The 19,715-nt window shown below is 65.9% G+C and carries 20 protein-coding genes; 12 read left to right on the top strand and 8 right to left on the bottom strand.

Annotated elements, in window-relative coordinates:
- Positions 1-17: 17 nt before the first annotated feature.
- From DFO47_RS12040 to DFO47_RS12050, 3 genes are all read right to left on the bottom strand, one after another.
- Entirely contained in the window at positions 18-1,961 is a 1,944-nt protein-coding gene (locus tag DFO47_RS12040; protein ID WP_133831776.1) for an ATP-binding protein, read from the bottom strand.
- Positions 1,962-2,062: 101 nt separating this feature from the next.
- Positions 2,063-2,470 (bottom strand): SRPBCC domain-containing protein, encoded by a 408-nt coding sequence (locus DFO47_RS12045; protein WP_018760952.1) that lies wholly within the window; start codon positions 2,468-2,470, stop codon positions 2,063-2,065.
- Positions 2,467-2,781, bottom strand: a complete 315-nt coding sequence (locus DFO47_RS12050) for a metalloregulator ArsR/SmtB family transcription factor (protein WP_133831777.1) — start codon at positions 2,779-2,781, stop codon at positions 2,467-2,469. The genes DFO47_RS12045 and DFO47_RS12050 overlap by 4 nt, the downstream gene beginning before the upstream one ends.
- Positions 2,782-2,958: 177 nt before the next feature.
- Between DFO47_RS12050 and DFO47_RS12055 the strand changes: the two genes are divergently transcribed.
- On the top strand, positions 2,959-3,693 hold the full coding sequence (locus DFO47_RS12055) for an EAL domain-containing protein (protein ID WP_243835469.1): 735 nt from the start codon (positions 2,959-2,961) through the stop codon (positions 3,691-3,693).
- On the opposite strand, the gene DFO47_RS12060 is transcribed toward DFO47_RS12055, so the two are convergent.
- Positions 3,690-3,995, bottom strand: coding sequence for a hypothetical protein (locus DFO47_RS12060; protein ID WP_133831779.1), 306 nt, complete (start codon positions 3,993-3,995; stop codon positions 3,690-3,692). The two genes, DFO47_RS12055 and DFO47_RS12060, sit on opposite strands and share 4 nt — an antisense overlap.
- Positions 3,996-4,042: 47 nt before the next feature.
- Between DFO47_RS12060 and DFO47_RS12065 the strand changes: the two genes are divergently transcribed.
- Complete coding sequence (locus DFO47_RS12065) at positions 4,043-4,402, top strand: VOC family protein (RefSeq protein WP_133831780.1); 360 nt, start codon at positions 4,043-4,045, stop codon at positions 4,400-4,402.
- Positions 4,403-4,459: 57 nt separating this feature from the next.
- On the opposite strand, the gene DFO47_RS12070 is transcribed toward DFO47_RS12065, so the two are convergent.
- A complete protein-coding gene (locus DFO47_RS12070; RefSeq protein WP_133831781.1) occupies positions 4,460-4,726 on the bottom strand; it encodes a hypothetical protein in 267 nt (88 codons plus the stop codon).
- Positions 4,727-4,901: 175 nt separating this feature from the next.
- Here DFO47_RS12070 and DFO47_RS12075 point away from each other — a divergent pair, with 175 nt between their 5' ends.
- Positions 4,902-5,426 carry a flavodoxin domain-containing protein gene (locus DFO47_RS12075; protein ID WP_018760947.1) on the top strand — a complete coding sequence of 175 codons (525 nt, stop codon included), beginning with the start codon at positions 4,902-4,904 and terminating at the stop codon, positions 5,424-5,426.
- A gap of 73 nt (positions 5,427-5,499) precedes the next feature.
- On the opposite strand, the gene DFO47_RS12080 is transcribed toward DFO47_RS12075, so the two are convergent.
- Positions 5,500-6,492, bottom strand: coding sequence for a patatin-like phospholipase family protein (locus DFO47_RS12080; RefSeq protein ID WP_133831782.1), 993 nt, complete (start codon positions 6,490-6,492; stop codon positions 5,500-5,502).
- 188 nt (positions 6,493-6,680) lie between these two features.
- Between DFO47_RS12080 and DFO47_RS12085 the strand changes: the two genes are divergently transcribed.
- Positions 6,681-7,154: a GNAT family N-acetyltransferase gene (locus tag DFO47_RS12085; RefSeq protein ID WP_133831783.1), complete on the top strand. Its 474-nt coding sequence runs from the start codon at positions 6,681-6,683 to the stop codon at positions 7,152-7,154.
- Positions 7,155-7,229: 75 nt separating this feature from the next.
- Here DFO47_RS12085 and DFO47_RS12090 read toward each other — a convergent pair whose 3' ends face one another.
- Positions 7,230-8,270, bottom strand: a complete 1,041-nt coding sequence (locus DFO47_RS12090; RefSeq protein ID WP_133831784.1) for a metallophosphoesterase — start codon at positions 8,268-8,270, stop codon at positions 7,230-7,232.
- 338 nt (positions 8,271-8,608) lie between these two features.
- The gene (locus tag DFO47_RS12095; RefSeq protein WP_243835470.1) at positions 8,609-10,234 is read right to left on the bottom strand and encodes an HNH endonuclease signature motif containing protein; all 1,626 of its coding nucleotides are present in this window, start codon (positions 10,232-10,234) and stop codon (positions 8,609-8,611) included.
- A gap of 227 nt (positions 10,235-10,461) precedes the next feature.
- On the opposite strand from DFO47_RS12095, the gene DFO47_RS12100 reads away from it, so the two are divergent.
- The 8 genes from DFO47_RS12100 to DFO47_RS12135 all read left to right on the top strand — a co-directional run bounded on the left by DFO47_RS12100 (position 10,462) and on the right by DFO47_RS12135 (position 19,171).
- Positions 10,462-10,920: a hypothetical protein gene (locus DFO47_RS12100; RefSeq protein ID WP_109045667.1), complete on the top strand. Its 459-nt coding sequence runs from the start codon at positions 10,462-10,464 to the stop codon at positions 10,918-10,920.
- A 214-nt stretch (positions 10,921-11,134) separates the two neighbouring features.
- Entirely contained in the window at positions 11,135-11,998 is an 864-nt protein-coding gene (locus DFO47_RS12105; RefSeq protein WP_051083420.1) for a MurR/RpiR family transcriptional regulator, read from the top strand.
- A complete protein-coding gene (locus tag DFO47_RS12110) occupies positions 11,925-12,959 on the top strand; it encodes an NAD(P)-dependent oxidoreductase (RefSeq protein ID WP_279586708.1) in 1,035 nt (344 codons plus the stop codon). The genes DFO47_RS12105 and DFO47_RS12110 overlap by 74 nt, the downstream gene beginning before the upstream one ends.
- A 38-nt stretch (positions 12,960-12,997) precedes the next feature.
- Positions 12,998-14,545, top strand: coding sequence for an aldehyde dehydrogenase family protein (locus DFO47_RS12115; protein WP_133831786.1), 1,548 nt, complete (start codon positions 12,998-13,000; stop codon positions 14,543-14,545).
- A 7-nt stretch (positions 14,546-14,552) separates the two neighbouring features.
- Positions 14,553-15,779, top strand: coding sequence for an amidohydrolase (locus DFO47_RS12120; protein ID WP_133831787.1), 1,227 nt, complete (start codon positions 14,553-14,555; stop codon positions 15,777-15,779).
- Positions 15,776-17,152, top strand: coding sequence for a DUF3100 domain-containing protein (locus DFO47_RS12125; RefSeq protein WP_133831788.1), 1,377 nt, complete (start codon positions 15,776-15,778; stop codon positions 17,150-17,152). The genes DFO47_RS12120 and DFO47_RS12125 overlap by 4 nt, the downstream gene beginning before the upstream one ends.
- Positions 17,153-17,417: 265 nt before the next feature.
- Positions 17,418-18,509 (top strand): type I restriction endonuclease, encoded by a 1,092-nt coding sequence (locus DFO47_RS12130; RefSeq protein WP_133831789.1) that lies wholly within the window; start codon positions 17,418-17,420, stop codon positions 18,507-18,509.
- A complete protein-coding gene (locus DFO47_RS12135; protein ID WP_133831790.1) occupies positions 18,506-19,171 on the top strand; it encodes a hypothetical protein in 666 nt (221 codons plus the stop codon). Before DFO47_RS12130 ends, DFO47_RS12135 begins: the two co-directional genes overlap by 4 nt.
- The last annotated feature ends 544 nt before the right edge of the window (positions 19,172-19,715 follow it).

Raw genomic sequence — 19,715 nt, forward strand, 5'->3', positions numbered from 1 at the left:
ACCCGACCTACGCGGTGTCACCCCAGGAACGTCCGGTGGACCTCACTGCCGTAGCGGCCGATGATGCTGCGCTTGGCTTTCCGGAAGGCGTCAAGGTCGCCGGCGTGGCCGTTCTGCTCCACCCGGCGCCGCGCCAGTTCCTCCGCGATCACGTCGAGGAACAACTCGGCCAGCAACAGCCGGGCGGAGTCACGGAACCGGCCGCGGCCATCGACGTACAGCTGCACGGTGGGCGCGGCGGTGTTGATGATGACTTTGCGCTCCGCCTCGCTGTAAACGGCCCGGTCGGTGGTGTTGTGGAGGTTGCGGAAGTCGTACCCGGTGAAGAGGTCAACGCCATGGTCCCGGCCGGGACGGTGGGCCTGGTGGCGCGCGCGCGGCGGGGTGCCGTAACCGGGGACTGCAGGGTGCGGCGGCTGGTCCGCGCTTCGACGTGAGGCATGTTCGGCGATGACGATTTCGCTGAGTGCCCAGTAATCCCCGGCACGCACGGTGATTTCCCCTTGGTCTCCGGGCCGGTCCCCGGTAGCCGTCCATTCAAGCCGGGTTGTGTCCTGCACACCGGAAACGGGAAGGGACACCGGGACCGGGACCAGGCGGATCGATGGCGGCAGGTCCACATCGAATTCCAGAAGCCCGCCGGCGGGGAGCTGGCCGGGATCCAGCAGCAGGGCCACGTGGAACGGATGCCCCGGCGGGCGGTAGTAGAACGGCGTGGTGAACCGCAGCGCCGCGGACGCCGGTTCCCCGGTCCCGGCGTCGCGGACTGGTCCGGTGTCCAGGCCCAGGTCCAGGACGGCGGCAGCGCTCATGTGCTGCAGCAGGCGTTCGATCATTTCGGCAGTGCGTCCGGAGGTGGTGGCGCGTTCCAGGTGGGTGAGTTTTTCCTTCTCCGCCTGCACGGCCCCGGCGATCATCCGGCTCACGGCGGCGGAGAAGGCGGCAACGAACGGATCTTTGGGGTTCAGCCCCTCGCGTTCGTCGCTGATGATTGCTTTGCCCCGGCCCAGCATTTCGGTCAGCGACGGGCACCTGACAGTGCCAAAAAGGTACTCCGTGCCTACCTGGTTTTCGTGGTCGAACATCTGGCAGTCCAGGACGGCCATACCGGATTCCACCACCAGGCCGGCGGTGCGCTCGTCGCCCTTCATGGCCAGTTCAACGCCGTTGGCCCGCTTGAGCGTGACGGTGAAGGCATAATCCACGCTGTCAACGGTGAAGGTTCCGGGACGGTCCGGGCCGATGAGCGTGGCGGCCGGGGGTTCTTCGAAGCGGATGGCGTCCCTGCTGTAGCCGTCGGTGCCCGCAGTCCCGCGCACCAGTTCCACGTTGCGGCGGCCCAGCACGTCGCGCAGGTAGATGTTGTCCGCGAGCAGCTGCAGCAGGGTCGCCTGCTGCGTGATCGTGGCACGGGGATTGTCGACGACGATGGTCACCTTGGTGCCGTTCCGTCCCTCTGCGGGGATCCCGCCGTCGTCTATTCCCAGCCGGGCGTAATCCGCAGGGAAGGCCTCGCGGTCGGCGCCGTCGTCGTCGTAGAGGTAGCCGCCGTTTTCGCCCCGGAAGACGTCGATGCGGGTGAACCTGCCGCCCTGGATGGTTTCGATCCAGCCGTGGCCCAGTCCGAAGATGGCCTGTTTCAGTCCGCGCCCGAAGTACCCGCGACCGGCGCCCTCGCCGCGGGCCAGGGGGCTGTGTGCGCCGCCGTAGCTAAGGATCCGGCCGGCCTGCTCGAAGGACATTCCTTCCGCCTGGTCGCTGACCGTCAGGACCGCGCCGGCGTGGTGGCGCTCATAGCCCACCACGATCCTGCCGGTGACCTGGCCGCCGGCCTTTTCCAGGCGCGCGTAGCTGTCGTCGCTGTTGGTGATCAGCTCCACCAGCGCCTTCTCCACCGAGGCGAACCGCCGGGAGTCGATTCCGATCACGCGCTGGTCCACCTGGATTTCCGCGACGGCCATGCTGGATACCCCGCTTACACGTGAATCTGCTGGTGGCTGGTGGCCGCCTGAAGGCTCATCGACGGGCCAACTACGTGGAGCGTAGCAGGTATGCGCCGATCTCAGGAGACCTCGGCGAGCAGCCCGTCAATCCTTGCCAGCAGGCCCGGCCAGCCGTTGCCCATGCCTTCGATCGCATGGCGGCCCATGGGGGTATCGAGGCGGAAGCCGGCGTGCTCGAAATGGAGGATCGTGCCACCGTCAATGGGCTCCAGGCGCCAGGTGATGGTGGTGTCCAGCTGGCCTTCGGCGAAAAGGAAGCTGATGGACGTGCCCGGGTCCACGGCGAGTACCTCGCACTGCTGCCGGCCCCAGGAGTCCATGTCCATGGTGAAGCGGTGGCCCACGGCGGGTGCGATGTTGCCCGGCGCCCACCACCGTGCCAGCAGTTCGGGCGTGGTGAGTGCGGCCCAGACCGCCGCTGCGGGATGCGGGAAGCGGCGTTCGAGCCGGATGGCGTTATCTGTCATGACGGTTTCTCCTCGTCCAGAAGGTCGGCCAGCGCATCCAGCCGCTGCTTCCAGTAGTGCTCAAAGCGCTTCACCCAGCCGCCGATCTCGGCGAGGGCGGCAGGCTGCAGGTGGTACACCCTGTTCCTGCCCTGGCGTTCTTCCCGGACAAGGCCTGCCTCGCGCAGGACTGCCAGGTGCTCGGAGGCGGCGGGGCGGCTGAGGTCCAGCAGCCCCGTGAGTTCACCCGCCGTTCGGGGTCCTTGCCGGAGCTCGTCGAGGATGACGCGCCGCGCCGGGTTGGAGACGGCGGCAAAAACATCAGGAAGCACAATGGCAGTATATGTCGGACTTATCCGACGTATCACCGGATGCCGGCTGAACAGGGGAAAGGATTATCCCGCGCACCTGCCCGGCCGTGTCCTACTCTTGAGTAACCATTCGAGAGGACCCCAACTTTGGCATGCGACGGCTGCACCACATCTTCACGGCTTGATTTCGACTTCAGCATGGCTTTCCAGCCGATCTATGACGCTGTTGCCGGCAGGGTGTGGGGCTATGAGGCGCTGGTCCGGGGCGTGGCGGGCGAAGGCGCGTACGAGGTCCTGCGGAGGGTTTCCCCGGAGCAGAAGTACCGCTTCGACCAGGACTGCCGCGTCAAGGCCATCGAACTGGCGGCGCGTCTCTTCCCGGCCGGCGAGAACCTGATGCTCTCCATCAACTTCATGCCCAACGCGGTCTACGAACCGGCGGCCTGCCTCCGCGCGACACTGCTTGCGGCTGCGAAAGCCGACTTCCCGTTGTCCTCGATCATGTTCGAGTTCACGGAGAACGAAGAAGTCACTGACACCGCCCACCTGACCAATATCATCACCGAATACCGCAAGCACGGCTTCATCACGGCGATCGACGACTTCGGGGCCGGCCATGCAGGCCTGGGACTCTTGGTCGACTTCCAGCCGGACCTGATCAAGATCGACATGAAGCTCATCCGCGGCATCGACGGCAGTCCCGCACGGCAGGCAGTGGTCGCCGGCATCGTGGCCATCGCCGGGTACCTCAACATCACCGTGCTCGCCGAGGGCATCGAAACGGAGGCGGAATACCGGGTTTTGCAGGCAGCCGGCGTCCGCCTGCTCCAGGGCTATTGGTTCGCCAAACCGGCGTTCGAGCAACTTCCCGAGATCCATGTACCCGTTGCCACCGCTGGCGGCGTGCAGGGCCTGGCGGTCTTCCCCCGCTAGCGGCGGAAGGGGCCAGCCCGACGGCCCGCAACCATGCCTGCCCAGAAAGAGAGCACCAGCAGTCCCACGCCGGCAACAGCCAGGCCCGCCTGCGTGCCTTGCGTGATGAACGCAGCCCCGTTGGCGCTGAAAGGCTGGTTGCTCAAGGGAGCGTAGGCAACCCAGCCCGTGAAGTCGCGATTAAGGTACGCGACGAGGCAGCCGACCAGCACTGCCGCCAGACCGAGGCAGGGCACGACGACGGCGGGCAGTTTGGCGCGTTTGGATGGTCGTTCTTCCCCGGATGTGATGTTTTCCCCCATGCAGGCGAGTCTAGCCGGACCTGCCCCGCCCGGTTTAGGCTGGGCGGATGTTGACCATCGGCACCATCGTCCTCGGCGTCAACGACGTCGCCGCCGCTACCACCTTCTGGCATGAAGCCCTCGGCTATGTCCCCCGGGAACCTGGTGACGACACCTGGGTGACCCTCGAACCGCCGTCGGGCCCCGGCGCCCACCTGTCCCTCATGCTCAGCGAAACATCTGTCCAGGCTTACCCGCGGATCCATCTGGACCTGTATGCGGACGATCAGGCCGCGGAGGTGGAGCGGCTGGTCTCCCTCGGCGCCAAGCGCGTGGACTGGGATATGTACCCGGAGGACCCGGACTTCGTGGTGCTTGAGGATCCGGACGGAAACCGGTTCTGCGTCATCGACAAGGGCCCGGAGTAGCGTCCCTGGCGGCCTACAGGCAGCCAGGCGGGCTAGGAGTCCTGGCCGGCAGCCCAGTCAACGGTGGTTCTTGCGCTGCTTTATAACGTGAAGCTCACTGCTTTCGGTTTTCGCCTTTTTTTCGGCACGTTTCTCAAGGATCGACTTGCCGACCTTTTTGGCCGCTCCGCCTTTTGATTTTCCAGACACCGGAACCACGCCCTTCTCTCGCGTTAACGGCCACCATACGCTCTTTTGCTTTTTTAGCCAGTCCCGCCGTCCTGCCCGGCCTGGGGCTTGGATTGGCGGCAGAATCGGCACCAATGACGTGACCTGGCCAGTCATGGCGACTTAATAATTTTGACGGCCTCCGACATTCTTTGCTCCTTTTGTCATCCCCTCTGAGAAGTGCCAAAGGCTCATGCGCCAAAAACTTCCGGGACGTTGGGCCCTACGCCACGGACCGGGAATTCGGCAAGGTAATACAGGACCCGATCCGGACACCACCAGGAGGCCAACGATGGGCAGCATCTACATCCCGTACGGGACCACCGAGGGCCAGACGGCCAGGATTGCCGAGTTCATTGGGGACGTCATCCAGGCGCATGGGCACCAGGCCCGCGTTGCGGACATCAAGCAGGCAGGCGACTCGATCCCGCCCGGGTGTGACGCGGTCCTGGTGGGGGCATCGGTGCACATGGGCAAGCACGAGGAGTACGTCCAGGACTTTGTCCGGAAGAACCGGGAAACCCTGGAGCGGCTCCCATCCGCCCTGTTCTCCGTCAGCCTGGCCGCGCACGGGGATGCCGAAAACGCCGAGAGCTACGTCCGGGAGTTCGAGGAGCAAACCGGTTGGCGGCCGGCCCATGTGGCGCTGTTCGGGGGCGCCCTGCTGTACACGCACTACGGGTTCATCAAGCGCCTCATCATGAAGAAGATCGCCGGCGACAAGGGCTCCCTGGACACCGATACGTCCCGGGACTACGTCTACACCGAGTGGGACGGCGTGAAGAGGTTCGCGGAGGATTTCCTGGCCACGCTGTAGCGGGGCACGTTCGACGCCGGGCGCCCACCCGCCGGCGAACGCGCACCCGCCGGCGAACGCGTCCCCGGAGGCGTCAGCTCCAGAAGGCGGCAAGCCGCCCGGCAAGGGCCGTTCCTTGGGTGTAGCCAGCCTGGGCGGCTGCGGGGCGCAGCCGCAGGTCCATGGCGTTGGCACCGAACAGGTGTTCCGAGCCGACGTCCGGGAAGACCGTTTCCACAACGCTGCCGGCGGCCCGCAGCTCATCGGCCTGCGCTGCGAGCTGCATGTTCCACTCCAGCGGCATCCTTGTCCTGCCGCCGAAGGGCGACAGGACCAGCACCCGCCCGCACCCCGCAGCCAAGTCGGCGTTCTCGTTGCGCCGGTAGCCGCCGTCGATATAGCTGCGGTTCCCGATCCCGTACGCGAAGCCGCTGGCGCAGCTGGCGGCCACGGCGTCCACCAGGTCCACGCCGCTGTGCCGGTGGAACACCACCGGTTCGCCACTGTGGGCATCAACCGCGGTCATCAGCAGCTCGTGCTGCGGCCATTCGAGCGTGGGGAGCCGCGTTGCAACTGTTGCGCGCCACTGCTCCCGGAGGGAACCGCCCTGGGCTGAACTCTCCCCTGCAGAACCTGCCGGCGACGCGCTGTCCTGCACCGGAGCGGTCGCCGTTGAAGGGTTCCGGGCAGCCGCCATTTCCAGGGCAACCGCACCCATCCGGCGGCGCATGTCGGCCGCATCCTCGGCGGCGGCAATGATCCTGCCGGTCCGCTCCAGGTGGTCGGACACCGGCCTGGCAGGGGCGTGGCCGGCTGGAGGGCGGCGTTGTGGCGGCAAAGGCGCGTCCAGGATGGCGGCATATAGTTCGGCCGGGGTTGCCCCGGCGATTTGGGCTGCGGCCGTGGATCCGGCGGAGGTACCGATGACCCGGTCGGCCCGGGTCACGTCCAATCCGGCATCGGCGAGGCCCGCCAGGACGCCGATCAGCCAGGCATTGCCCGTTGATCCGCCCCCGCCAAGGACCAGTGCGCGGCCGGGAAGTGAACCCTGGGAGGGGCGTGGTTGGGAGGAAGGTGTTGTATTCATGGGAGTCGCCTTTCGCGAATAGCCTGTGCGGCGCTCCCGGTGCGGCTAGTTCAGCCGCGCGATCGTGGACTGCGAGGGAGCACCCATTGCGGATACTGCATTCATGGGTCTCACCTCCTGCGTTCGGATCACGATCCCCCGAATAGTCGCACACCGCGGCGCCGCAGGCAACCGGTACCTTTGAAGTGATGATTTCCATAGAGCGGGACAGCCCCGAGCGCGACGACGTCCACCGGCTCCTGAGCGAGCACCTGGCGGACATGTTCGCCACCTCGCCTCCAGAAAGCGTGCATGCGCTGGACCATTCCGCGCTCTCCGCCCCATCCATCACGTTCTGGACCGCCCGCGAGCAGGGTGCACTGCTGGGCTGCGGGGCACTCAAGCTCCTGGGCTCCACACCGGGCGCAGCCGGGAAGGGCGAGATCAAGTCCATGCGCACCACCACATCGGCTCGGGGACGAGGCGTAGCCAGCCTCATGCTTCGGCACATCCTCGCCGACGCGCGGTCCCGGAACCTGGAGCGCGTCTACCTGGAAACCGGGACCGAGGACTACTTCGCCCCGGCCCGACGCCTCTATGCCCGCCACGGATTCACCGAGTGCGCACCATTCGCCGGCTATGTGCTGGATCCCCACAGCGTGTTCATGGAGCTCCGGCTCTAGGACGGCCGGTTTCCGGCACACAGGAAAGCGGACGACGGCGGGTGGGCGCCCGCCGTCGTCCGCTTCAGTGTGGTGCTACCCGCTGTACGGGACCTTTTCCCAGCTCAGGACGTCTGCGCCTTTGGCGTTGTTGCTTGAAACGGTGACGCGGAGGTAGTCGACGGCGTTATTGGCGCCGTCCACGGTGATGCGCTGCAGGTTGTCCGCGGCCGGCGCACCATAGATATCCAGCCAGGGCGAGCCGGCGGCGAGGGGCTGGTTCTGGGCGAAGACGTGGCTGTCGCCGTTGACGAGGTAGACCGGGGCGTCAAAGCGGTTCGTTTCGTCCACGATTGCCTGCACGACCTCCCGGAAGCCGGACACGGTCTTGGGGTCGGCGGCGGCGTCGGCGAGCAGCGCGGGATCGAACATGTCCGCCTGCTGCATGAGTACCACGGCCCGGTCGTTGCTGCGCTTGGCATCGGCGAAGGTCTGGTGGATCTGGGCCAGGACGGCGTCCGTGCGGTGTTCCACCTCGGCGAGCTGTTCCGGCGTGGGAGCGGTCTTGCCCAACCCCGTCCACGGCAGGAGCGAGTTGTTGCTGCCTTGGACGTTCAGAACGGAGAAAGCCACCCGGTTCTTGGTGAAGCGGACGTCCTCGGGCAGCCCCAGGTTCGCCTGGCTCTTGACGGGCATGGTGGCGCCGAGCGTCTTGCCAGGTTCGTTGAAGAACACCTCCCTGATCTTGTCCAGGCGTTCCAGCGGGTTGTAGGCGCCGTTGTTGGTTCGGTGGCAGTCCACCCATTCGTTGTCGCCCGGCGTGTAGACCAGCGGGTGGGTGAAGGTGTCGAACTGGGAGCGGATGTAGGAGAAGTACTCGTTGGAGCAGATGGAGGAGCCGTTCTTGATGTCGCCCACGTGTGCTACAAACTTCAGGTCCTCATCGGCGTTGAGGTCCCGGATGTGCGACGGGAACTTTGCGATCTCGGCCGCACCATAGGGAATGTCGCCGATAACGCCGAAGGTGAAGGCCTGGCTGCTGTCGCTTGTGTTGTCGGCTGCTTGGGCGGGAGCTGCGGCTGCTCCGGCGAGGGTGGCGAGGACGGCAAGCGTGGCCAGGGTGGATCTTACGAACACGGGGTACTCCTTGGACGGTGGGCCTTCCGCCCTTTGTATCGCGAGCCGCCGGGCAGTGGGTGCCTGCCAAGGCTTGTCCGCCCGAAAGAACGGAGGTGGACGTGGTGGTTGCGTAGGGATGAACTGGCCGGGACATTGCTGGGGCACGGTCATGGGCCGGGCACGGAACGGACGACGACCCGACGACGGCGGGGCACCCGGACAGACCCCGGCCAGGCACCGACCCGAGCAACCCCACGACGACGGCACGCATCCGCCGTCGCCCCCCTTCGCTGCATCGGCCGCTGAGTCGGCGCGGCAGTTTCGCCGCTGCAGTGTTCTAACTTTGTGCCGTGGCGTCACGAGGCGAGGTACGCCACGATGATCTCCTCGAATGGGCTGGCCCCACCCGGTGGGCAGCCCGGCGGAACGATCCATTCCGCTGCCGGGAATCCGGGCGGCCATTGCGGTTTCTGCCAGTCAGGTTGTTCGGCCGGATAGTGACGGCCGGCAGGGGAAGTCCATCCGGGTGGCTCGTTCATGGTTGCCGGGGTGGGCGTCCACGTGGAGCCGTGTTTCAGGCGGTGGTGCTTGAGGCACAGCTGCCCCAGGTTGCTGATTCCAGTGGCTCCACCGTGTTGCCAGGCGGTGAGGTGGTCTGTTTCGTTGTCCTGGGTGTGGTTGCTGCAGCCGGGGAAGGTGCACCTGCCGTCACGCATCCGGATCCACCGCTTCATGCTTTCCGGCAGCCGGTAGCTGGTGCGTCCGATCTCCAGCGGCGCCCCGTCCCGCGGGTCCACCAGCACCCGGTAGAACGAACCAGCCCCGTCCGCAACGAGCCTGCGCGCCATGGACGCCGGAATGGGACCGAACCCGTCAAGGTCGGCCGGTTCATCCGTGAGCCCCAGCAGGGAAAAGACGGGCACGGTGACCAGGACGTCTGCTTTTGGTGTGGGAATCCTGCTCAGGTCAACGGCGTAAGGGTTGCCGTCCTCGGTATGGGGGCCGTTGCCGGCATCGAACGAGCGGGCATCGTGGCCGTCGTCGCCAGCCCCGGGGTTCGAGGCGGCATTACGCTTCGAGGCAGCCCCGGGGTTCGAGGCGGCCGCGGGGTTCGAGGCGGCACCAACCGCGCCACCAGCCCTGGCACCCATCAGGAGTGCGGCTGCGATATCGGCACGCAACTGGGTCAGGGTGCGGTCCTCCCCGGGGCCCTGCAACCCGCGGGCCACGGCGGACGCCTTGTTCCACACCGCGCAGGCCCTATCGCCGGGAAGGTACAGGGAAAGCCACGCCATGCCGTCCACGTCCGGCCGGTATTCCATCCGCCGGTCCGCCACGCCAATAGCGTGCCGCTGTTCCAACGAGTCCGGATAGGTGCGCTCCCGCCAGGCCCGGGCCTTCCGCCGGAAGCGCGACGGCACGAGGTCGCCGGGCGCGGCGCCGCGGGCAGGGTTCGGGTCCTCTGGGTCGAAGAAATGGGCCACCAAAGCCGCAGCACGGGCGGGTTCGAGCCCTGTGGTTTCGTCGACCACGGCACGGGCGTGCTGCCACGAAATGGTGCCTGCCTGCAACGCATCCAGAGCCGCCGGCAACGTGGTGGTCAGCGCGTGGGCCTGCCCCAGCAGGGCCGATGCGGCGCGTTCGCCGATGGTGAGTACGCAGGCGATCTCCGCCACCATTGTCATTTCCTGGGCTGATTCCCTGTATGCGCCGACCGGGGGTGCCTCCAACAGGGTTGCCGCCTCCGCGTGGACGGCGATCATCCTGACCTTGGCCGCGGCTGTTGCCGCCTCAATCCGGGCCAGCACTTCCAGTCCCTCAAGGGAGGCTTCGGACAGCTCCCGCAACGGATCGGGCCCTGCGCCAGCCGGGCTGCCTCCGGCCACGACCCGCTCCAATTCATGGACCAGCCCGGCCACAGAGGCGACCGCAGAGGCGATTGCCGCCCTGCCTCCCGCACCTGCCACCACACCGGTTTCCATAACCAAAATCTTCGCAGCAGGGTCTGACATTTTGGGTGACGCCAACAACCTGCACCCCGGCTGGAACAGACAGCCCGCGAGGTACCAAAGCAGCCGCGCAGCACGGAGGCGTACGACGGCGGGTGCCCACCCGCCGTCGTACGCCTTGCCAAGGTGCTGAAGGGAGCCTGCGGGTACGGGTTCCGGGCCGTAGGCTGGGATTTCAGCTTTCTGTAGGGGGAACAGAAATGAAGCACATCATTACCGTCGGCACGGCCGTTGCAGCCCTTTTCGCGCTGGCGGCCTGTTCAGCGCAGGATCCCGCGCAACCGGCTGCCGCGAGTCCCGCTCCCGCGGTCCAGCAGGAGCTCACCACCAAGCTGCTCGTCTCGGATGGGGGCACCAAGGCACTCACGGTCGAGAGTGCACCGTCAGGGCCGCGGGTGGAAGCCACGGTGGCGGGGCAGGTGTCCAGGGATGGCGCCGGCTGCCTCATCCTGCTCGGGAAGGACGGCACCGACTGGACCTTGATCTTTCCGGCGGGCACCAGCCTGGACGGGGAGGCTGCGGTTTTGCCGGACGGCTCCGTCTTGACCCACGGGGACCACGTAAGCGTGGACGGGAACAGGGTTCCGGCCAACGAGGGCGCGAGCATGTGCTTGAACTACGCGAGGCTCTTGTCGGTTGAAAGGGCCGCAACAGGCTAGGTTTTACATCCCCGAAACGCAAAACACTGTTCGCAAACGAAATTGCAGAGTACATTAGATGCAATTGAACTTGCAGAGTGATCTGCGTTACAGGACGGGCACCAGCGTGAACCCCAGCGCTTCCACAGAGCAGGCAGAAGAGCAGGCACCAGGGCAGGCAACCCAGCCGGCAGCAGTGTCAGCAGCAGAGCCGGCACCCGGGCGCGCCGCCGACATTGACGGCAACGGCTCCGGCATCAGCTCCCACGCGTGGCTTGGTGATGCCCTGCCGGACGTTGCGCTGACCAAGGCCCAGAGCCGCGTGGTGGAGGTCATCCGCCGCAACCCGCAGCTGTCCTCCTACGCGGACATCGCCGAGATTGCCCAGCGCGCGGACGTGAACAGCTCCTCCGTGGTCCGCACGGCACAACACCTGGGCTACCGCGGCTGGCCTGACCTGCAGCGGGAACTCCGGTCCCGCTACCTGGTGATGATCTCCACCGAGGACACCCTTACCGAGCACGGCGAAACCCGCAGCCCGCTGTACGAAGCCATCACCCACGACATCGAAAACCTCCGCCTGACGCTGGACTCGAACACCCCCGAGGAAGCCGAGGCTGCCATCGCCGCGCTGGCGTCAGCGAAGTCCATCACCGTCGTCGGCATCGGCTCCTTTGCCGGCCCCGCCAGCGTCATGGCCCACCTGGGTTCCACCATGGGTTACCCGATCAGCCTGGAAAACCGTGCCGGCCCCCACCTGGCGTCCAGCACCAACAGCCTTGGGCCCGGTGATGTCCTGGTGGTGATCAACATGTGGCGCTCCGTCAAGCAGATCATCATCGCCGCCGAAGCCGCCAAAGAGGCAGGCGCAACGGTTGTTGCCATCAGCGACCTGCGCCGCGGCCGCCTGGCCACCGCCGCGGACCACCTCCTGGTGGTCGCTTCCGAAGGCATCTCCTTCTTCCAGTCCGTCACCGCCGCAAACTCACTGGTCTACGGCCTGCTCGCGGGCATGGAGGCAGCACATCCGGAGCGCAGCCGGGCCACCATCCGCCGCACCCAGCAGCTCTGGAAAGACCTGGACATCTACCTCGACTAGCTGCGCCGCAAATACAGAACCGCGCACGCAGAACCACCAACAGCCACCCAGGAGTACCTCTATGAACGAGCCACAAAACAACCGCGTCGCCGTCATCGGCCTCGGCGCCATGGGCGGAGCCATGGCCGCCACCTTGCACAAGGCGGGCTGGGACGTCACCGGCTTCGACCCCTCGGAAGCCGCCCGCCAAGCAGCCGCAGAAACCGGCATCGGCACCACGGACACCCTGTCCAGCCTGGCCGGAACACCTTACGCAGTCCTTTCACTGCCCGCTGCCGGCATCGTCGAAACCACCGTGCCGCAGCTCCTGGCCAGCCCGGGAACGGTCGCCATCATTGACACCACCACCTCCGAGCCCGCCACCAGCAAGCACATGGCCCAACTCGCGGAGGCCGCCGGTGCGGCGTTCATCGACGCCCCCGTTTCCGGTGGGCGCGACGGCGCCGCAACGGGAACGCTCAGCGCCTTCGTGGGTGCCACGGACGCCGCGCTGAAAGCTGCCGAGCCGGTCCTGCTGGCGCTCACCGGCGGCAACTACAGCCACATCGGCGCACCCGGCAGCGGCAACGTGGTCAAGCTCCTCAATAACGTCCTGGCCGCCGCGAACCTCGCCTCCGTGGGCGAGGCGCTGGGCGTGGCCAAGGCCTACGGCATCGATCCCGCTACGGCAGCGGCCAGCATCAGCGGAGCCTCCGGCGGCAGCAAAGTCTCGGCCGCCATGTATCCCAACTGGGTCCTCACCGGTACGCACGATTCCGGCTTCTCCATGGGCCTGATGGCCCGGGACGCCGCCCTTGCCGTGGACGTTGCCGCCCAAATCGGCGAGAAGCCCGCGCTTCTGGCCGCCGTCGCCGACCAGTGGCAGGAGGCCCTTGCAGTCCTTGGCCCGCGGGCTGACTTCACCGAGATCGCCCGAATCGTGGCCCCCGCCATCACCCCAGCCTCCACCTCCGCCGCCTAGAGCCAGCAGCGACAACAGCCCCCAAAGGAAACAAGAACTTGAGTATCACCACAGCACCCACCTCCTCCTCCACGGCCACCGCCAGGTCGGTCCTGGACGCCGCCTTCCCGGGCGGCCTCGGCGCGTTCGTTGACGGCCGCGTCGCCACCGGAAGCGGAGACAGCATCACGCTCACCGCAGCGGCCACCGGCGAGCCGTTCGCCACCTACGCGGACCCCGGCGCCGAGGGTGCCAACGCCATCCTGGAAAGTTCGACGGCGGGCGCCCGGGTTTGGGGCGCGCTGAACTGCTTCGAGCGGGCCGCCATCCTCCGGAACGTCAGCCGCGCCGTGGAGCAGCACGCCGAGGAACTGGCCATCCTCGAGTCCGCCACCACCGGCAAGCCCATCCGGGACGCCCGGGCAGAGGCGGCCAAGGTGGCCGAAATGTTCGGGTACTACGCCGGGTGGGCGGACAAGCTCACCGGGCAGACCATCCCAGTCCCCGGCAACTGGCACACGTACACCGAGCGCGTGCCGTGGGGCGTCGTCGTCGCCATCACGCCCTGGAACGCACCGCTTTTCACCGCCGGCTGGAACTCTGCCGCCCCATTGGCCGCTGGCAACGCGGTGATCATCAAGCCCAGCGAATTCACCCCGGCGTCGTCGGTCCGGCTGGCCCAGATCGCCCATGAAGCGGGCCTGCCGGCGGGCGTCTTCAACGTCGCCGCGGGCCTGGGCCAGACCGTGGGCGCGGCACTCACCACCGACCCGCGGGTGGGCAAAGTCAGCTTCATCGGTTCGGTCCCCACCGGGCGCCGTGTCGCCGTGGCCGCAGCCCAGGCGGGTATCCCGGCCCTGCTGGAGCTCGGCGGCAAGAGCGCCAATATCGTCTTCGCCGACGCCGACCTGGACCGAGCCGCGGACGGCGCCATCTCCGCCATCTTCTCGGGTGCGGGCCAGTCCTGCGTGGCTGGGTCCCGGCTCCTGGTGGAGCGCAGAGTGCACGCCCAGTTCGTGGAGATGGTCGCCGCCAAGGCCGCCCTGCTGCGGGTGGGTGATCCGCTCAGCGCAGACACCGAGGTGGGCCCCATCATCACCGCGCAGCAATTTGCCACCGTCACCGGCCTGATCGAGGCGGGAATGGACGACGGCGGCCGTCGCCTCACCGGGTCAGCGTTGCCGGAGGCGTTGAGCGGCTCGGCGCTGAACGGCGGCCACTGGGTCATGCCCACGCTGCTGGACGGCGTCACCCCGGCGAACCGGCTGGAAACCACCGAAGTGTTCGGCCCCGTGGTGGGCGCGGACGCATTCGATACCGAGGCAGAGGCCATCGCCCGCGCCAACAACACCAGCTTTGGCCTGGCCGGGGCGGTGTGGACCTCGGATGTGTCCCGCGCCCACCACGTGGCCCGCGAGGTCAAGGCCGGCACGTTCTGGATCAACTCCTACAAGACCATCCACGTGGCGGTGCCGTTCGGCGGGTTCGGGGATTCCGGCCACGGCCGTTCTTCCGGCCCGGGCGTGCTGGACGAGTACACCCAGACCAAGGCCGTGTGGGTGCCAACGCGCGCCGCCGGATCCCCCTTCCCATCCCTGTCCTACTAGGAGACCCGTGCACACGACTGACACAACCCCCGCCGCAGGTGCGCTGCGCACTGCCCTGGCGGACGGCGTCGAACGCTGGAAACCCCGCGTGGAGGCGCTGGCCAAGGACATCCACGGCTTCAAGGAACTCTCCTTCGAGGAAGTGAAGTCTGCCGAGGCCATCACCACGCTGCTGGCTGAGGGCGGCTTCGAGGTGGAGCACGGCAGCGCCGGGCTGCCCACCGCCTTCACGGCGACCGCCGGCAGCGGCGACCTGACCGTGGCGCTCTGCGTGGAATACGACGCGCTGCCGGGAATCGGGCACGCCTGCGGGCACAACCTGATCGCCGGCGCGTCGGTGGCCGCGGCCCTTGCGCTGCAGCCGTACGTGGATGAGCTGGGCATCACGCTCAAGGCCATCGGCACCCCCGCGGAGGAGCACGGCGGCGGCAAGGCGCTGATGCTGGAGCAGGGAGCGTTCGACGGCGTGGGGCTGGCTTTGATGGTCCACCCGGTCCAGGACGGGGTCACCTACAACCCGGCCGGGACCAGCGCCCAAGCCGTGGGCCGTTACAAGGCGACGTTCACCGGCAAGGCCGCTCACGCGGCTGCGGCCCCGCACCTGGGCGTGAACGCCGCCGATGCGGCGGTGCTGAGCCAAGTGGCGATCGGGCTGCTGCGCCAACAGATCCCGTCCGACCACCGGATCGCCTGTTTTGTCGCGGAGGCCGGCCACGTCACCAACATCATTCCGGAGAAAGCCGTGGTGGAGTTCGAGTGCCGGGCCTTCACCCTGCCCGAGTTCGAAGCGCTGCTGGTGCGGGTGCGGCGCTGCTTCGAAGGGGCGGCGCTGGCCACCGGCACCACGCTGGCGTTCGAGGACACCGAACCGCTGTACGAACCGCTGATCCAGGATGACGACCTCGCCGCGCACTGGACGGCGGCGATGGACGCGTTCGGCAAGGACACCTCCCCTGCGGCAGGCCTGAGCGGCGGTTCCACGGACATGGGCAACATCTCCCAGGTCATCCCGTCCCTGCACCCGTGGCTGAGCATTCCCGGTGCGGACGTTCCCATCCATTCGCACGCGTTCGCCGCCCTGGCGGACACTCCGCAGGCGTACGGGGTGATGTTCGAGGCCGGCACCGCGCTGGCCTGGACAGTTGCCGCGGCTGCCTCAACCCCCTCCCAACGTCAACGCTTCACCCAAGCGGCGTACCGCCGTCGTACTTTCACCCAGGAAGGCGCATCATGAGCACTGTCACAACAGCCCGGACCGATAAGGCCGGCACCAGGCTGACCATCCCCATTGCCGCTTTGGCGTTCGTGATTGCCCTCGCCGTCCAGTTCATCGGGCAGGCGAAGATCGATCTGGGCATCGGCGCCATCATCATTTTCCCCATGGTGTGGGGCCTGATCCTGGGCCTGCTGGTGTCCATCCAGAAGTTCAAGCCGCTGGGCATCGACCTGCAGCGGGTGGCGGCGGCGCTGGTGGGCGTGGCCGTGCTGCTGCTGGTGGCGCGGCTGGCGTTCAACATCGGCCCCAGCCTGCCCACCCTGTTGAAGGCGGGCCCGGCGCTGCTGCTGCAGGAGGTGGGCCACCTGCTGGGCACCATCGTGCTGGCGCTGCCGCTGGCTGTGCTGCTGCGGATGGGCAAGGCGACGGTGGGTGCCACGTTCTCGCTGGACCGTGAGCCGTCCTTCGCGATGGTGTCCGAGAAGTACGGGCCGGACTCTGACCAGTACCGCGGCGTGCTGGCCATGTATGTGTTCGGGACGCTGTTCGGTGCCGTTTTCATCACGCTGCTGACCTCGCTGGTGGCCAACTGGAAGATCTTCGATCCGCTGGCGCTGGCCATGGGTGCCGGCGTAGGGTCCGGTTCCATGATGGCTGCGTCCGTCGCGAGCATCACCGCCGCGTACCCGGGCGACCAGGACGCTGTCCTTGGCATGGCCGCCGTGTCCAACCTGATCACCACGGTGCTGGGTGTGTACGTGGGCATCTACATTGCGCTGCCGCTGGCGGACAAGTTCTACCGGGTGCTGACGCGGAAGCAGGCGAGCCGTGAGGTGGTTGCTGCCGGTGCTGGTGCTGGTGCTCCCGCTGTATCTGCTGCCGACGCCGAGCGCGAGGCCGCCCAGGCTGAGGAGAACCGGCTGTTCCGTGAGCGGGTGGCGGAGTCCTCGGCCGAGATGAAGCTGCCGCTGTGGCTCTCCCTGTCCGTGCTGACGGTGCTGGGTGTTGGAACTGCTTCCGTTGCGGCGAAGGGGTTGTCGCTCTCGATCGTGCTGGGGTACGTGATCCTGCTGGCGCTGGTCCTGGTGAGCATTGGGCTGGCCAAGGTCACCCGTAAGATCTCGGCGATCGTGTTCATCACGACCATCGGCGCGTACATCTCCAGTCCTTGGTTCTTCGGGGCCGAGGCACTGAACGCAGCGGTCAAGACCGTGGACTTCCTTTCGATCGCCACCGTGATGCTGACCCTGGCCGGCCTGTCCCTGGGCAAGGACATTCCGCTGCTGAAGAACATTGGCTGGAAGATCATCCCGGTGGGGCTGGTGGCCATCACGGCGTCGTTCCTGCTGTCCACGGTGATCGCAGAGTCCGCCCTGGGGTTGTGGCACTGAGGTAGTCACCCTCCCCTGTTGGGGCTTGGGCGGAGCGGACGACGGCGGGTGGGCACCCGGCGTCGTCCGCTTTTGTTTGGAAGGCCGGGGGTTCAAATCCCCCCGTCCAGAAAGAGTTCTCTGTCAGGAACGACTGCAACATGACGGTGACTATTCGGCCGTTGCGTGTAAATGTCGCCGATCGGATGTAGGTTTTTGCTTCATCAGCAGAAAGCGCCGTCGAACACAGAGCCGTGTCCGGGTAGGCCTTACTTGGGGGTAAGACATGGAGTTTGCAGAAAAGCTTTCAGCTCTGGCGGCAAAGGTGCGTCAGCAGCGCGGTGTTATTCAGACGGAAGAGGCAACAAAGAATGCTTTCGTGATGCCGTTCATTTCCACGATTCTCGGTTACGACGTCTTCAACCCCCTGGAGGTCGTCCCGGAATTCATCGCAGATGTGGGGCTCAAGAAGGGCGAGAAGATCGATTACGCCATCGTCAAAGACGGCGAAGTCCAGATTCTGATCGAGTGCAAGAAGTCCACAGAGCCCGTGAAGATTGAGCATGCCTCACAGCTTTTCCGGTACTTCGCGGTCACCAATGCTCGGATCGCCATCCTGACCAACGGCGAAGTGTATCAGTTCTTCACGGATCTGGACGCACCAAACCGTATGGATGCCAAGCCGTTCCTCGTGTTGGACCTGAACGACATCGACCAATCCCTGATACCCGAACTGCAGAAGCTGTCCAAGGACGTCTTCGACCTCGACTCGATCATCAGTGCCGCCGGTGAACTGAAATACATCGGCGAGCTGAAGCGCACCCTCGCTGCGCAGTTCAAGGAACCTGAAGATGATTGGGTCAAGTTCCTGACGGCCAAGGTCTATTCCGGGCCGTACACGCAAAAGGTGCGGGAGCAGTTCACCACACTGGTTAGGAAAGCCACCAAACAATTCCTCAACGACCAGGTCAACGAACGGCTGAAGAAGGCCCTTGGCAACCCGGGTTTCCCGCAGACCGAGGACACGACAGTACCGACGGCCTTCACCAGCGCTCCGGTCGCGGAGGCGGATCTAGCTGAGGCCGATGGTTTGGAAACGACGCTAGAGGAGATCGAGGGCTACCAAATCGTGCGCGCCATTGTGTGCAGCGAGGTCAAGCCAGTCCGTGTTGCTCAGCGCGACGCGAAGTCCTACTTTGCCGTGCTGCTCGATGACAACAACCGCAAACCCATTGCCCGGCTGCACTTCAACCGGACGCAGAAATACATCGGAATCTTCAATGACAGCAAGGAAGAAACTCGAGTGCCGATCAACTCGCTCGAAGAGATCTACGAGCACACTGAAGCACTGCGGGCGACAGTGAAGAGCTACCTGTGACTGCGGCAGCAAGCGACCTCGATCGGCTGCTGCTCGCAATCGCCAAGATTCCTACGCCGTGGAAAGAATGGCCCGGCGGCTACCCCACCAGGCTGGACCTAGCACTGATTGACGCTGTCATGTCCATTCGTTTCCGTTACGGCCGGGAACGCAGCGATGGCTCCTGGACTGGGGTCCGGGGCGCGGTCCTGCGCTACCAAAAGTATTCGGAGCACGTGGCCCATGATGAAAAGATGCGCTACTTGGCCAGTCAGGACCCTGTTGCTCTCGAAAAAGTTCTGAACCGCCAGAAGGTCCACGCGGGAAAGACCAAAACGAGCGCCATTGTCGAGGCGGCCCATCGGTTTGTCGATATCGGAGTTACCGAACCGGAAGACTTACGGCCAGACAATGCTGAACACAGGAGGCAGTACATTGGCGTCTCAGGGCTGGGCCCGATTACATGGGAGTACCTGACCATGCTTCTTCACAGTGACGGCGTCAAGGCAGACACGTGGATCACCAGGTTTGTCCAGCAGGCTCTTCAGCGATCAGTGTCGACCGAAGAGGCAGGCGCTCTGGTCAAGGTAGCTGCTCAAGAACTGGAAGTGACTGAAAAATCCCTCGATCACGCCATCTGGAGTTACGCCAGTACCGGAGGGTTGAGGATAAACCTCAGATGACTTGCCGACCGCGTTGATCCTGAATCCTGTCGAAGCCGAGTCACGGACCTCCTGCGGGCTCCGGGGCCACCGGTAAGTACCTGCTTCGCGATCCGGTCAGCGACGGCGTGGAGAAGCTGTGGACGGTCCCGAGGGTCCCTTCTATCGCGGTCCCGGCCGGCACGGCGCTCCTAGGCGATTGGCAGGAAGCCCAGCTAATGTCCGTAAAGACGCGACCCTGGCCTTGGATCGGTCCGGGAAAAACTTCATAAAGAACCTCGTAAACTCTGAGGCTCGGGGGCCCTTCGGCTTCGTAGTGAAGCGTCCAAAAGCCTTCGTGGAAGTCGCGCTGGCCTAGCCGACGCGAATGGCGTCAAACTTACCCGGCACACCGGTTTTCCTCAGCTTTTCGCGGCGTTCGGGATGGATGGGGGCTTAGCGCTTTTTCGGTGAACATGCTCCCAGCGCCACAGTTGGGGGGCCGGTTTTGCGGTTTGTGAATCGGCCCCACTTGAAATCCGCATAGGCTTTTGTCCGGACTTGAAACTTGTGAAGCGGCCAGGGG

The sequence above is a fragment of the Arthrobacter sp. AG258 genome (assembly GCF_004364695.1).
Taxonomy (GTDB): domain Bacteria; phylum Actinomycetota; class Actinomycetes; order Actinomycetales; family Micrococcaceae; genus Arthrobacter.

Bases quoted from the DNA above. Each gene is read 5' to 3' on its own strand.
- DFO47_RS12060 (WP_133831779.1), bottom strand. From the start codon at position 3,995: ATGGGGGAAAACATCACATCCGGGGAAGAACGACCATCCAAACGCGCC.
- DFO47_RS12080 (WP_133831782.1), bottom strand. From the start codon at position 6,492: ATGAATACAACACCTTCCTCCCAACCACGCCCCTCCCAGGGTTCACTT.
- DFO47_RS12055 (WP_243835469.1), top strand. From the start codon at position 2,959: ATGGCTTTCCAGCCGATCTATGACGCTGTTGCCGGCAGGGTGTGGGGC.
- DFO47_RS12070 (WP_133831781.1), bottom strand. From the start codon at position 4,726: ATGACTGGCCAGGTCACGTCATTGGTGCCGATTCTGCCGCCAATCCAA.
- DFO47_RS12085 (WP_133831783.1), top strand. From the start codon at position 6,681: ATGATTTCCATAGAGCGGGACAGCCCCGAGCGCGACGACGTCCACCGG.
- DFO47_RS12065 (WP_133831780.1), top strand. From the start codon at position 4,043: ATGTTGACCATCGGCACCATCGTCCTCGGCGTCAACGACGTCGCCGCC.
- DFO47_RS12130 (WP_133831789.1), top strand. From the start codon at position 17,418: ATGGAGTTTGCAGAAAAGCTTTCAGCTCTGGCGGCAAAGGTGCGTCAG.
- DFO47_RS12075 (WP_018760947.1), top strand. From the start codon at position 4,902: ATGGGCAGCATCTACATCCCGTACGGGACCACCGAGGGCCAGACGGCC.
- DFO47_RS12095 (WP_243835470.1), bottom strand. From the start codon at position 10,234: ATGGAAACCGGTGTGGTGGCAGGTGCGGGAGGCAGGGCGGCAATCGCC.
- DFO47_RS12100 (WP_109045667.1), top strand. From the start codon at position 10,462: ATGAAGCACATCATTACCGTCGGCACGGCCGTTGCAGCCCTTTTCGCG.
- DFO47_RS12045 (WP_018760952.1), bottom strand. From the start codon at position 2,470: ATGACAGATAACGCCATCCGGCTCGAACGCCGCTTCCCGCATCCCGCA.
- DFO47_RS12125 (WP_133831788.1), top strand. From the start codon at position 15,776: ATGAGCACTGTCACAACAGCCCGGACCGATAAGGCCGGCACCAGGCTG.
- DFO47_RS12040 (WP_133831776.1), bottom strand. From the start codon at position 1,961: ATGGCCGTCGCGGAAATCCAGGTGGACCAGCGCGTGATCGGAATCGAC.